Annotated in this window: 10 protein-coding genes; 3 read left to right on the top strand and 7 right to left on the bottom strand. The window is 63.4% G+C overall.

Annotated elements, in window-relative coordinates:
* Together P0D70_RS30675 and P0D70_RS30670 are read right to left on the bottom strand one after the other, a co-directional pair.
* A partial coding sequence (locus P0D70_RS30675) for an ABC-F family ATPase (RefSeq protein ID WP_408187240.1) occupies positions 1 to 1,580 on the bottom strand: 1,580 nt, incomplete at its 3' end.
* An 83-nt stretch (positions 1,581 to 1,663) separates the two neighbouring features.
* Positions 1,664 to 2,749 (bottom strand): NAD(P)-dependent oxidoreductase, encoded by a 1,086-nt coding sequence (locus P0D70_RS30670; protein WP_408187239.1) that lies wholly within the window; start codon positions 2,747 to 2,749, stop codon positions 1,664 to 1,666.
* A 173-nt stretch (positions 2,750 to 2,922) separates the two neighbouring features.
* Between P0D70_RS30670 and P0D70_RS30665 the strand changes: the two genes are divergently transcribed.
* A complete protein-coding gene (locus P0D70_RS30665; protein ID WP_091793652.1) occupies positions 2,923 to 3,129 on the top strand; it encodes a dodecin in 207 nt (68 codons plus the stop codon).
* A gap of 161 nt (positions 3,130 to 3,290) precedes the next feature.
* Here the strand turns inward: P0D70_RS30665 and P0D70_RS30660 are convergent, their stop codons facing one another.
* The 4 genes from P0D70_RS30660 to P0D70_RS30645 form a co-directional block, all read right to left on the bottom strand.
* Positions 3,291 to 4,385 (bottom strand): BMP family ABC transporter substrate-binding protein, encoded by a 1,095-nt coding sequence (locus P0D70_RS30660; RefSeq protein ID WP_091793650.1) that lies wholly within the window; start codon positions 4,383 to 4,385, stop codon positions 3,291 to 3,293.
* 53 nt (positions 4,386 to 4,438) lie between these two features.
* Positions 4,439 to 5,368: an ABC transporter permease gene (locus P0D70_RS30655; RefSeq protein ID WP_091793648.1), complete on the bottom strand. Its 930-nt coding sequence runs from the start codon at positions 5,366 to 5,368 to the stop codon at positions 4,439 to 4,441.
* Between the two features lie 51 nt (positions 5,369 to 5,419).
* Complete coding sequence (locus tag P0D70_RS30650; RefSeq protein WP_091793646.1) at positions 5,420 to 6,526, bottom strand: ABC transporter permease; 1,107 nt, start codon at positions 6,524 to 6,526, stop codon at positions 5,420 to 5,422.
* Positions 6,527 to 6,611: 85 nt separating this feature from the next.
* Positions 6,612 to 8,213: an ABC transporter ATP-binding protein gene (locus P0D70_RS30645; protein ID WP_408187238.1), complete on the bottom strand. Its 1,602-nt coding sequence runs from the start codon at positions 8,211 to 8,213 to the stop codon at positions 6,612 to 6,614.
* A gap of 250 nt (positions 8,214 to 8,463) precedes the next feature.
* Between P0D70_RS30645 and P0D70_RS30640 the strand changes: the two genes are divergently transcribed.
* Positions 8,464 to 9,396 (top strand): LysR substrate-binding domain-containing protein, encoded by a 933-nt coding sequence (locus P0D70_RS30640; RefSeq protein ID WP_408187237.1) that lies wholly within the window; start codon positions 8,464 to 8,466, stop codon positions 9,394 to 9,396.
* An 89-nt stretch (positions 9,397 to 9,485) separates the two neighbouring features.
* On the opposite strand, the gene P0D70_RS30635 is transcribed toward P0D70_RS30640, so the two are convergent.
* Positions 9,486 to 10,883 carry an 8-oxoguanine deaminase gene (locus tag P0D70_RS30635; RefSeq protein WP_408187236.1) on the bottom strand — a complete coding sequence of 466 codons (1,398 nt, stop codon included), beginning with the start codon at positions 10,881 to 10,883 and terminating at the stop codon, positions 9,486 to 9,488.
* A gap of 537 nt (positions 10,884 to 11,420) precedes the next feature.
* Here P0D70_RS30635 and uraH point away from each other — a divergent pair.
* On the top strand, positions 11,421 to 11,774 hold the full coding sequence (gene uraH / locus P0D70_RS30630; RefSeq protein ID WP_012433320.1) for a hydroxyisourate hydrolase: 354 nt from the start codon (positions 11,421 to 11,423) through the stop codon (positions 11,772 to 11,774).
* The last annotated feature ends 280 nt before the right edge of the window (positions 11,775 to 12,054 follow it).

Raw genomic sequence — 12,054 nt, 5'->3', positions numbered from 1 at the left:
TGGCTCAACAAAAAGTCTTCGTAATTACCGCCAAAGTCGTTCAGCGTGCCATCCGTCTTCACCTCGATGATCCGGTTCGCGAGGCCGCTCACGAACTCACGGTCGTGCGAGACGAAAATCAGCGTGCCTTCGAACTTGTCGAGCGCGATCTGCAGCGACTCGATCGACTCCATGTCCATGTGGTTGGTCGGCTCGTCCATCAGCAGCACGTTGTGGCGGCCCAGCATGAGCTTGCCCCAGATCATGCGGCCCTTCTCACCGCCGGAGAGCACCTTGACCGACTTGCGGATGTCGTCGGCATTGAACAGCAGCCGGCCGAGCGTGCCGCGCACCATCTGTTCGTCGTCGCCTTCCTGGCGATAGCCGTCGATCCACTCCATCAACGTGATGTCGTCCGGAAATTCTTCGTACGTGTCCTGCGGCATGTAGCCGATGTTCGCATTCTCCGCCCACTTCACCGTGCCGTGATCGAGTTGCAGCTTGCCGAGCAGCGAACGCAGCAGCGTGGTCTTGCCCGCGCCGTTCTCGCCGATGATCGCGATACGCTCGCCCGGCTGCACGCTGATGCTGAAGTCGTTGAAGATGGTGCGCTCGTACTTCTTCGAGATCTTCTCGGCCACCACCGCGATGTTATGCAGCTTCTTCTCGTACTCGAAGCGGATGAACGGATTCTGCCGCGACGACGGCTTGAATTCCTCGATCTTGATCTTGTCGATCATCTTCAAACGGCTGGTGGCCTGACGCGCCTTCGACTTGTTCGCCGAGAAGCGGCGCACGAAGTCCTGCAGGTCGGCGACACGTTCCTTCGCCTTCGCGTTGGCGTTCTGCTGACGCTCGCGCGCCTGCGTGCTCGCCAGCATGTAGTCGTCGTAATTGCCCGGATAAACCTTCAGCGTGCCGAAGTCCATGTCGGCCATGTGCGTGCAGACCTGGTTCAGGAAGTGGCGATCGTGCGAGATGATGATCATCGTCGAGTTGTACTGGTTGAGCACATCTTCCAGCCAACGGATCGAGTTGATGTCCAGGTTGTTGGTCGGCTCGTCCAGCAGCAGCACGTCCGGCTTCGAGAACAGCGCCTGCGCGAGCAGCACGCGCAGCTTCCAGCCTGGAGCGACGTTGCTCATCGGGCCGTTGTGGTCTTCGATCGCGATGCCGATGCCAAGCAGCAGTTCGCCCGCGCGTGCTTCGGCCGTGTAGCCGTCGTATTCGGCGAACTTCGCTTCGAGTTCGGCGGCGTGCATGTAATCGTCGTCCGTCGCGTCGGGGTTCGCGTAGATCGCGTCACGCTCGGTCATGGCGGCCCACATTTCGGCGTGACCCATCATCACGACGTCGAGCACGCGCACGTCTTCGTACGCGAACTGATCCTGGCGCAGCTTACCGAGTCGGATGTTCGGCTCGAGCATGACGTTACCCGAACTCGGCTCCAGGTCGCTGCCCAGAATCTTCATGAAGGTGGACTTACCGCAGCCGTTCGCACCGATCAGGCCATAGCGATTCCCTCCCCCGAATTTGACCGAGATATTCTCGAAGAGGGGCTTTGGCCCGAATTGCATGGTGATATTGGCGGTAGACAGCACGGCGCGTCCCTTTGAATGTGATATCGGCGAAAAACCCAATATTTTAGCAGGTTATCGTGATTTCAACCCGCGCGCCCGTCGCGCTACGGGTTTTGGACACCGCGCGGCGTCTGCAAAACGTCGATGAAGGCCGACAGGTCGGCCTCGCCGAGACCCATCGCCGCCCCCAGTCGCAGTAATTGCTGGACCGTCGACGAGACCGGCATCGGCGTGCCGGTCTCGTACGCCGTCGCCGCCACCGTGTCGATGTCCTTTTGAAAGGTCCGGAACGCGCCGACCGGTGCGAGGCCGCTTTGCGTCATGCGCGGCACGAAAATCTGCAACAGCACCGAATCGGCCCAGCCGCCGGCGAGACCTTCGGTCAGCCGGGAGGCGTCGAGCCCGCTGCGCTGCGCGAGGCTGACCGCCTCGGCGATCGCCGCCAGAGTCGCCGTGACGATGGTCTGATTGCACAGTTTGGCGGTCTGGCCCGCGCCGACTTCGCCCATGTGCGTGACACGCGACGCGTAGGCGCCGAGCAGCGGTTTGACGGCCTCGATGTCCGCCGCGGCGCCGCCTGCCATGATGGCCAGCGTGCCGGCGGTGGCGCCGGCCACGCCGCCTGAAACCGGCGCGTCGATCCAGCCGATGCTGCCGGCCGCCGCACTTTCGACCGCGTTCGGGTTCGCGCCGGCGCCGGTGTTCTCGTGAGCGCCTGTGCGTGGGTCTGCACCTGCACGTGCGCCTGTACCGGCGTCCCTTGCTCCACGTGCGCCGTCGCCCACACCCGCGTCCTCGCCCATACCTGCGCCCCCGTCCACACTTCCGGCCGTGCGAACCGCCGTCAGCGCCGCCGCACGCTGCGCGAGAGCGCGCGTCGCGGCTGGCGGAATGCTGGAGTGATCGACGATCCAGCGCAAACGGCCCGCTACCGGCGCATCCCCGCTCAAAAGGCCCGACGCGCCGAAAACGGTTTCTTCGACCGCGGCCGCGTCGGCGACGCACAGCAGCACCGCCTCACACCGCGCCGCGAGTTCACGCGGCGTGTCGACCACCTGAGCACCGTCCGCCTGCAACGCTTCCGCCTTGGCACGCGTGCGATTCCAGACATGCACGGTATGCCCCCCGCGCAGCAGATGCCGGATCATCGGCGCGCCCATCAAACCGGGACCGCAAAAACCAATTTCCACTTTCGAACCTCGTCGGATTTCAGATTGAGTTGCGCGGACATGATAACGGCCGCGTCTGGCCGCGGTATAGCGGGCACGGCATGTGCGGAATGACTTGCTCGAGCGAGGGCCGTTCGCGGCGCTGGCGTTGCCTATACTTTTTGAACACCAACGAAGATCAAAGGAGGAAGTTCATGTCAGAACACGTCTACAAACAGATCGAACTGACCGGCTCGTCGACCAAATCGATCGACGACGCCATCAGCACAGCCATTGCCAAAGCGTCGAAAACGCTGCGCAATCTGCACTGGTTCGAAGTGACGGAGACTCGGGGCCAGATCGAAAACGACAAGGTGGCTTATTGGCAGGTGACGATCAAGGTCGGCTTGCGCATCGACTGACCTAGGGCCGGCGAGAGCCGGCGATGTCCAGCGGGAAAAATCCGAAGTAAAAAAAAGCTGCGTCCGAACTGGACGCAGCGCTCTAAAGCAGCGGTTGCTGAGACCGCCGCCTGGTCGACCTTCTGGCGCCGCTTGCTGACGCCGCTACGCCACGAACGCAGTTACTTCGGCAGCGACCCGTCCACGCCTTCCACGTACCAGTTCAGACGTTGCAGTTCCGGATCGGTCAGCGTCTTGCCGGCCGGCACCTTCACCGCGCCGGACTGGTCCTTGATCGGACCGGTGAACACGTCCCACTTGCCGCCGGCCAGTTCGTCACGCTTGGCCGAAACCTGCTTCTGCGCGTCGGCCGGAATCGCGGACGTGTTCAGATCTTCGAGGTTGACGGCCTTCTGCGGAATGCCCCACCACACTGGATCGTTCTTCCACTTGCCGTCCAGCACCTGCTGGATCGCCGCGTTGTAGTACACGCCCCAGTGCGCGACCACCGAACCGAGGTGCGCGTCGGGACCGAACTTCTTCATATCCGAATCCCAGCCGAACGCGTGCACGTGCTTGGCCGACGCCGTGGCGAGCGTGGCGCTCGAATCGGTGTTTTGCAGCAGCACGTCGGCGCCCTGGCCGATCAGCGTTTCAGCCGCCTGCTTTTCCTTGCCCGGATCGAACCAGCTGTTGATCCAGATGACCTTGGTATGCACCTTCGGGTTCACCGAACGCGCGCCGAGCGTGTACGCGTTGATGTTGCGGATCACTTCCGGAATCGGCACCGAAGCCACGAAGCCGAGCGTGTTGGTCTTCGTCACGTAACCCGCGGCGACGCCCGCGAGGTAAGCGCCCTGGTACATGCGCACGTCATAGGTGCCGAAGTTGGGCGCCTTCTTGTAGCCGGTTGCGTGCAGGAAAACGGTGTCCGGAAAATCCTTCGCGACCTTCAGTTCAAAGTCCTGATAGCCGAAGCTCGAACCGATGATGATCTTGTTGCCCTTGTTCGCCAGATCGCGGAACACGCGCTCGGAGTCGGCCGATTCCGGCACGTTTTCAATGCGCGTGATCTTGACCTTGCTGCCGAACTTCGCTTCCGCTTCCTTCGAGCCCTGATCGTGCGCGAAGGTCCAGCCGGCATCGCCCGGATTGCCGAGGTAGACGAACGCGACGCCCGGCGCATCGGCGGCCTGCGCGCTTTGCGCGAGCGGCGCGGCGAGCGCGAGCGAGGCCGCGCCCCATGCGAAAGCGGTCAGCAGATTTCTTCTCTTCATGTTTTCTCCTGTCGTGTTTGTCGAATGATGTGAAACGTCGGGTCGATGGTCGGTCAGCCCGCCGAGAAAAACGGCTTGCCCAGCGATGCGGGCGCATTCAGACGAATCGTGTTCGGATTGCGCGAGATCAGCACCAGCACGACGACCGTCGCGACGTAAGGCAGCATCGCGAGGAATTGCGTCGGCACCGGCACGCCGATCGCCTGGGCGTAGAACTGCAGGCCGGTCACGGCGCCGAACAGCAGCGCACCGATCAGCAGGCGCCCCGGGCGCCACGTCGCGAACACGACCAGTGCGAGCGCGATCCAGCCGCGGCCCGAAGTGAGCTGCTCCTGCCACAGGTGCAGATTGACGATCGAATAATAACCGCCCGCGAGCCCGGCCATACCGCCGCCGAAAGCCACCGCGCCGTAGCGCACGCCGACCACTGGAAAGCCGACCGAATGCGCGACTTGCGGCGACTCGCCGACCGAGCGCAGGACGAGACCCGCGCGAGTGCGGTACAGGAACCAGCCGATCACCGCGAACATCAGGAACGCGAGGTAATCGAGCGGCGTGAGGCTGAAGAACGCGGGTCCGAGCACCGGAATCTTCGAGAGGCCGGGAATGGTCCACGTGTCGATGGTCGCGCGCACCGCGGCCGACGTGTAGGGCTTACCGACATACGCCGAAAGACCAATGCCGAAGATGGTCAGCGAGAGGCCGGTGGCGACCTGGTTGGCGAGCATGGTGAGCGTGAGAAAGGCGAACAGCAGCGACATGGCGAGACCGGCGCCGATCGCGGCGAGCACGCCGAGCCACGGGTTGCCGGTGATCGCGGTGACCGCGTAGCCGGTCACCGCGCCCATCAGCATCATGCCTTCGACGCCGAGGTTGAGGACGCCCGATTTTTCGGTGACGAGTTCGCCCGCGCCCGCGAACATCAGCGGAATCGCGGCGGTGACGGCGCTCGAAGTGAGCGAGCTGGCTTGTTGAATGTCCATGGAGATCCGGCGCAAAAATCAGTGAGCAATGAGCGAATGTCGGCGAACCGGTCAGTGAACCTGGGCGGCCAGGGAGCGGCGGCGCACACGGTAGTTCACGAACAGGTCGGCACCCAGCAGGCAGAACAGCAACAGCCCCTGGAACACGCCGGAGAGCGCCTGCGGCAGTTGCATCGAGGTCTGCACCGCTTCGCCGCCGAGATACAGCAACGCCATCAGCAGGCTCGCGAGCACGATGCCGAGCGGATGCAACCGTCCAACGAACACGACGATGATCGCCGTGAAGCCGTAACCCGGCGACCACGTGGCCTGCAATTGTCCGATCGGGCCGGCGATCTCCCCCATGCCGGCGAGCCCCGCGAGGCCGCCACTGATCAGCAGCGAGGTCCAGATGGTTTTCTTGTCGGAGAAGCCGGCGTAGCGCGCGGCGAGCGGCGCGAGACCGCCGACGTTCATGCGATAGCCCGCGAAGCTCTTGCGCATGAAGACCCACACGAGCGGAATTGCGATCAGCGTGACGAATACCGAGGCGTTCAGGCGCGTGCCGCGCAGCCATTTGATGTGCCAGTCGCCGGAGAAAGTCGGATAGAGCGCGTCGCCGCTGAACATCTCCGAGAGCGGGAAGTTCATGCCCTGCGGGTCGCGCCACGGGCCGCTCACCAGATAGATCAGCAGTTGCGTGGCCACATACGTGAGCATCAGGCTGACGAGAATCTCGTTGGTGTTGAAGCGGCTCTTGAGCAGCGCCGGAATCGCCGCCCACGCCATGCCGCCGAGCACGCCGGCGATCATCATGGTCGGCAAAATCCACCAGCCGGTGGCCTGATCGAAATAGATCGCGACGCCGCTCGCGGCGATGCCGCCGAGCAGCATCTGCCCTTCGGCGCCGATGTTCCACACATTGGCGCGATAGCCGATAGCAAGCCCGAGGCCGATCAGGCACAGCGGCGACGCCTTCAGCAGCAGCTCGGACCAGCCGTTCACGCTGGAGAGCGGCTCGATGAAAAACGCGTGCATGGCCTGCAACGGATCACGGCCGACGAGGCTGAAAATCAGAAAGCCGATCGCGAGCGTGAGCAACGCGGCGATCAGCGGCACGGCGAGCTGCATGGTGCGCGAGGGCGTCGTGCGTGCTTCGAGTCGATACGGAAGGATCATGGGTAGCGTGTGCTTATCTGGGTTCTGCTTATGGTTCTGGTTCTCATGCCAGGCGACCCGCCGCGCGTGCGCGGCAGAAGTCGGATCAGGCATGCGCCGGCTGTTCCGCGGATGGCGCCGCGCCTTCGCGGTCGCCAAACAGGCCCGCCATCCAGCGGCCGATTTCCTCGGCATTGGTCGCCCCCGTGGCGCGCACCGGCGAGAGTCTGCCGCCGGCGAGCACCGCAATGCGATCGCAGATGTCGAACAACTCTTCCAACTCCTCCGAGATCACCAGGATCGCCACACCGCGCGCCGACAGGTCGAGCAGTTGCTGGCGAATGAACGCCGCCGCGCCGACGTCGACGCCCCACGTAGGCTGCGCGACCACCAGCACCTTGGGCGCCTGCAGAATCTCACGGCCCATGATGTACTTCTGCAGGTTGCCGCCAGAAAGACTTTGCGCGAGCGCTTCGGAGCCGCCGCAGCGCACGTCGAACGCCTCGATGCAGCGTTTCGCAAACGCCCGCATCGCGCCCGCCTTGATCCAGCCCGAGCTCACCATCTGCTGACGATGCGCGGTGAGCAGCGCGTTTTCCGACAGCGTCATGGCCGGTACCGCGCCGCGGCCGAGGCGCTCTTCCGGCACGAAGCCGAAGCCGAGCGCGCGCCGCCCGCCCGCGCCGAGGCGTCCCGCCGCCTTGCCGCAAATCGTGACGGCGTCGGCGCGCACGCCCCGCTTTTCGCCCGACAGGGCCGACAGCAATTCCGCCTGTCCGTTGCCCGACACGCCCGCGATACCGAAGATCTCGCCCGCATGCACGCTGAATGACACATCACGCAGCGAGGTGCCGAACGGGTCGTCGCTTTCCACCGAGAGCTGCTTCACGTCGAGCAGCACCGCGCCCGGCTTGTGCTCGCGACGCGTGTAGTCCGGCAGTGAATGACCGACCATCAATTGCGCGAGCGACGCGTGGGTTTCGCCCTTCGGCTTCACATGACCGGTCACGCGGCCGCCGCGCATCACCGTCGCGGTGTCGCACAGTTCCTGGATTTCGTCGAGCTTGTGGCTGATGTACAGGATGCTGCAGCCTTCGGCGGCGAGGCGTCGCAGCGTCTCGAACAGCTTGCGGACCGCTTGCGGTGTCAGCACCGAAGTCGGTTCGTCCATGATCAGCAGACGCGGGTTCTGCAGCAGGCAGCGCACGATCTCGACGCGTTGCCGCTCGCCCACGGTCAGGCTATGCACGTGACGCTGCGGGTCGATATCGAGGCCGTAGTCGGCGGAGACTTCGCGGATACGCTTCGAGAGCGTCTTCAGATCGAAGGGTTCGTCGAGTGCGAGCGCGATGTTTTCGCCGACCGTGAGCGTCTCGAACAGCGAAAAGTGCTGGAACACCATGCCGACACCCAGCTTGCGCGCCGCTGCCGGACTGCCAATCTCGACCACCTCGCCTTCCCAGCGAATCTCGCCGGCGTCGGGCCGCACCGCGCCGTAGATGATTTTCATCAGCGTGCTTTTGCCGGCGCCATTCTCGCCGAGCACGGCATGGATTTCGCCCGGCGCGACGATCAACGTGACGTCGTCGTTGGCTCGCACGGCCGGATATTGTTTGGTGATGCCCTGGAGCACCAGCCGGGGCGCCGTCTGTTCCGGCCTGTGTGCCGGCTGCGCGGCGGCGCCGTCGCTATAAGAAGAGTCGCTCATGTGATTCCGTAGTACGCCAGTGACTGCCGGTTTCAGCGCGTCCGCCCACCTTGCCGGCAGACGATCCGTCACCACAACCGGATGACAATACCTAATTCGACCCAGTCAGTCGAGCCATCAAAATTCCCGCAAACCCGCGCCGCAGCGTGCTCTGCGGGTATCCCACTCTTGACGCGGCTTTGTGTTCATATTAAAAGTCATATACACCCACGCCCGCTCGATCAGCCAGAACATATATTTCGGAGAAGTCATGAGTCAGCAACGCGAGGCGATCGATACGTACCTATTACGCGTCTTGCATACCCTGTTGATGGAACGCAGCGTCACGCGCGCGGCCGTCAAACTGAATCAATCGCAACCCGCCATCAGCGCGGCGCTGCGCCGTTTGCGCGACATCACCGGCGACCCGCTGCTGGTACGCGGCAAATCCGGCATGGTGCCGACGGAATACGGTCTGCGCCTGCTCGAACCGGTGCAGAACGCGCTGCGCGAGATCGAACGCATCAAGTTCCAGCAGCACAACTTCGATCCGGCCACTTCCATCCGTTGCTACCGGATCGGCTGCCCGGACTATCTGAACGTGCTGTTCGTGCCGACGGTGGTCGAACGCTTTCGCCAGGCCGCGCCGAACGCGACGCTCGAGTTTCATTCGCTCGGGCCGGCCTTCGACTACGAACTCGCGCTCGAAGACGGCAAGCTCGACATCGTGGTCGGCAACTGGCCTGAGCCGCCCGAGCAGTTGCACCTGTCGAACCTGTTCGTCGATCAGATCGTCTGCCTGATGAGCAACACGCATCCGTTCGCCAAACGCGGCGGGCTCACGCTCGACCAGTACCTGAACGCTCCGCATCTCGCGCCTACTCCTTATTCGGTGGGCCAGCGCGGCGCGATCGACGTGCACCTCGCGCGCGAGCGGTTAAAGCGTCACGTGGTTGTGACCTTGCCGTACTTCAATCTGGCGCCGTACGTGCTGATCAAGTCCGACCTGATCTTTACGACGACGCGCCTCTTTGCCGATTACTACGCCAAGTTCCTGCTGCTCACCGTCGTGCCCGCACCGCTCGATTTCCCGCCGATGCAGTACTACCAGCTGTGGCACGAGCGCGTGCATTACTCCGACGAAGTGCGCTGGCTGCGCAGTCTGGTCGCCGAAGCGACCAAGACGTTGATCGAAAAGCCTTAATCAGTTGTTTTGCCGGTTGCCGGCGGCCGCGTGTGTCGCCGCCGGCAGCCTTGCCTTCATGGTGCTTGCTTCTTCGTTCTCTCTTCTTTTTACGCCGCCGCTTCGTAAAGCGTCTTCGCCAACCGGTTGTGCTGCTCGATGACCGGCCCGAGTTCCAGCGTCGTCAATTGCCCTTCCTTCACGACCACCTTGCCGCCGATCACGCTGTAGCTCACCTGCGACGGCGCGCAGAACACCAGCGCCGCGACCGGGTCATGCAACGCGCCCGCAAAGAGCGGCTGGCGCAGGTCGAACGATACGAAGTCCGCCGCCATGCCTGGCGCCAGCGCGCCGATATCGTCGCGGTTGAGCACCTTCGCGCCGCCGAGCGTCGCAATCTCCAACGCTTCACGCGCGGTCATCGCATCCGGCCCGAAGCCGACCCGCTGCAGCAGCAGCGCCTGACGCACTTCGGCGACCATCTGCGCACCGTCGTTCGACGCTGAACCGTCGACACCCAGGCCCACCGGCACGCCCGCCAAACGCATGCGCTTGACCGGCGCGATGCCCGACGCGAGCCGCATGTTCGAACACGGACAATGCGCGACGCCAGTGCCGGTGCGCGCGAACAGTTCGATGCCCGCGTCGTCGAGTTGCACGCAGTGCGCGTGCCACACATCGTGACCGACCCAGCCGAGGTCTTCCGCATACTCCGCCGGCGTCATACCGAACTTCTCGCGGCTATACGCGATGTCGTTGACGTTCTCCGCCAGGTGCGTATGCATCGACACGCCGTACTGCCGCGCCATGACCGCCGATTCGCGCATCAGATCGCGACTCACCGAGAACGGCGAGCACGGCGCAACCACCACGCGCAACATCGCGTAACGCCCTTCGTCGTGGTACGTCTCGATCAGACGCTGCGTATCCTTCAGAATGTCCGCTTCACGTTCCACCACCGAATCCGGCGGCAGTCCGCCGTCTTTCTGCCCCACGCTCATGCTGCCGCGCGCCGCGTGAAAACGCATGCCGATCCGGCGCGCTGCGGCGATGCTGTCGTCGAGCCGGCTGCCGTTCGGATAGATATACAAATGGTCGCTCGAAGTCGTGCAACCGGACAGCAAAAGCTCGGCCATGGCTGTGAGCGTCGAGACTTCGATCATCTCCGGCGTGAGGTTTGCCCACACCTTGTAGAGGTTGGTCAGCCAGCCGAACAACTCGGCGTTCTGCGCGGCAGGAATCGCGCGCGTCAGGCTCTGATACATGTGGTGGTGCGTGTTCACGAGACCCGGAATCACCAGATGCCCGCGCATATCCAGCACTTCGTCGGCGGTTTGCGGCAGTTCCGCCGTCGGGCCGACCGCGACGATGCGGTTGTCTTCGATATACAGGCCGCCGTCGCGCAGTTCGCGCCGGTCGCCGTCCATCGTGACCAGCACGTCTGCGTGCTTGACCAGCATCGTTTTCTTCGGCTTATTCGTTTGATTGGCCGTCTGTTCCATCGTCATTCGTTTCTCCGCTTCATTGCTTCCGTGCAAAGCCGTTCGAACGCGATGTGACGGCACGCCACCGTGCCGCCGCGTCCCGTCGAACGCCGTTGGCCCGGTTACCCAGCGTGTTTCCGCCGTCTTCGGGGTGCGTTGCGGCTGGTTCGTCATCGATTCCTGTTTGCTGCAACGCACAGACGTAACCTTCGACGGCCAAAATAATGCTGACAACTCACGCCAATGCGATACCCAACCTCACGCTGCCGATATAGTGGGCCTTTTTTGGCGCCGGTACGATCCGCCGGTAAGACAAATGCAGCGTAAAGGTCGGGAAAACCCGCTCGTTATGGCTTTCAGCAGGCTGTCTGTCATGCGCCAGCTATTATCTTTCCTATCTCGCGCGCGCTGAATGGAACAACCTTTTTACAATGGCTGCCACGGCGCTCGCTTCAATTCGCCGACGGGTATGTAGCCACTGACGTGGAGCCTCGATCCGCCGCAAACGTATCTGGATCGGGCTGCCGCCGAAACCTCGCATTCACATAAGGAAAATTGCGAATGGGAAAGCTCACTACCCATGTGCTCGACACCGCGAACGGCCGTCCCGGCGCGGGCATCAAGGTCGAACTCTTCGCGCTCTCAGGCGATACGCGCCGCGCGCTCAAAACCACCACCACCAATGACGACGGTCGTTGCGACCAGCCGCTGCTCGAAGGCGACGCGCTAGTCGCGGGCGAATACGAACTCGTGTTCGGCGCCGGCGACTACTTCGCGTCGATCGGCACGAAGGTTCCGGAGCCGCGTTTCGTCGATCGTGTCGTGCTGCGCTTCGGCGTGGCCGATGCCGGCGCGCACTATCACGTGCCGTTGCTGGTGTCGCCGTGGTCGTACAGCACCTATCGCGGCAGCTAAGGACATATCTGCCACGAGGTGTTGGGAAATCGAGGTCGAGTTCGCGCCACCTGCCGATCGCGCTCGATTGCATTGCGCAGATGCTCGCGCAGACTCACGCGAGTACCCGCGAAACGCAATCGAACACATGCGGTTCCAGCGAACCCGATCCGACCCGACGAGCCAATAAAAAACGGCGCGTGCGAACTGAGCGCACCGCGTCTTTCGTCCTCAGGGCCTGGCACCGAAAGATGGCCCCTTGTGGGCACCCCGCAGTCTGCGCAGCGACGTTTTGTCTGCC

It is taken from the genome of Paraburkholderia sp. RL17-381-BIF-C, from assembly GCF_046026435.1.
GTDB lineage: Bacteria > Pseudomonadota > Gammaproteobacteria > Burkholderiales > Burkholderiaceae > Paraburkholderia.
Note: the sequence above shows the minus strand (reverse complement) of the source record. Positions and strands in the feature narration are given on the sequence as shown.

Coding starts and splice junctions, on each gene's coding strand:
- P0D70_RS30665 (WP_091793652.1), top strand. CDS start 2,923: ATGTCAGAACACGTCTACAAACAGATCGAACTGACCGGCTCGTCGACC.
- P0D70_RS30660 (WP_091793650.1), bottom strand. CDS start 4,385: ATGAAGAGAAGAAATCTGCTGACCGCTTTCGCATGGGGCGCGGCCTCG.
- P0D70_RS30655 (WP_091793648.1), bottom strand. CDS start 5,368: ATGGACATTCAACAAGCCAGCTCGCTCACTTCGAGCGCCGTCACCGCC.
- P0D70_RS30650 (WP_091793646.1), bottom strand. CDS start 6,526: ATGATCCTTCCGTATCGACTCGAAGCACGCACGACGCCCTCGCGCACC.
- P0D70_RS30645 (WP_408187238.1), bottom strand. CDS start 8,213: ATGAGCGACTCTTCTTATAGCGACGGCGCCGCCGCGCAGCCGGCACAC.
- P0D70_RS30640 (WP_408187237.1), top strand. CDS start 8,464: ATGAGTCAGCAACGCGAGGCGATCGATACGTACCTATTACGCGTCTTG.
- P0D70_RS30635 (WP_408187236.1), bottom strand. CDS start 10,883: ATGACGATGGAACAGACGGCCAATCAAACGAATAAGCCGAAGAAAACG.
- uraH (WP_012433320.1), top strand. CDS start 11,421: ATGGGAAAGCTCACTACCCATGTGCTCGACACCGCGAACGGCCGTCCC.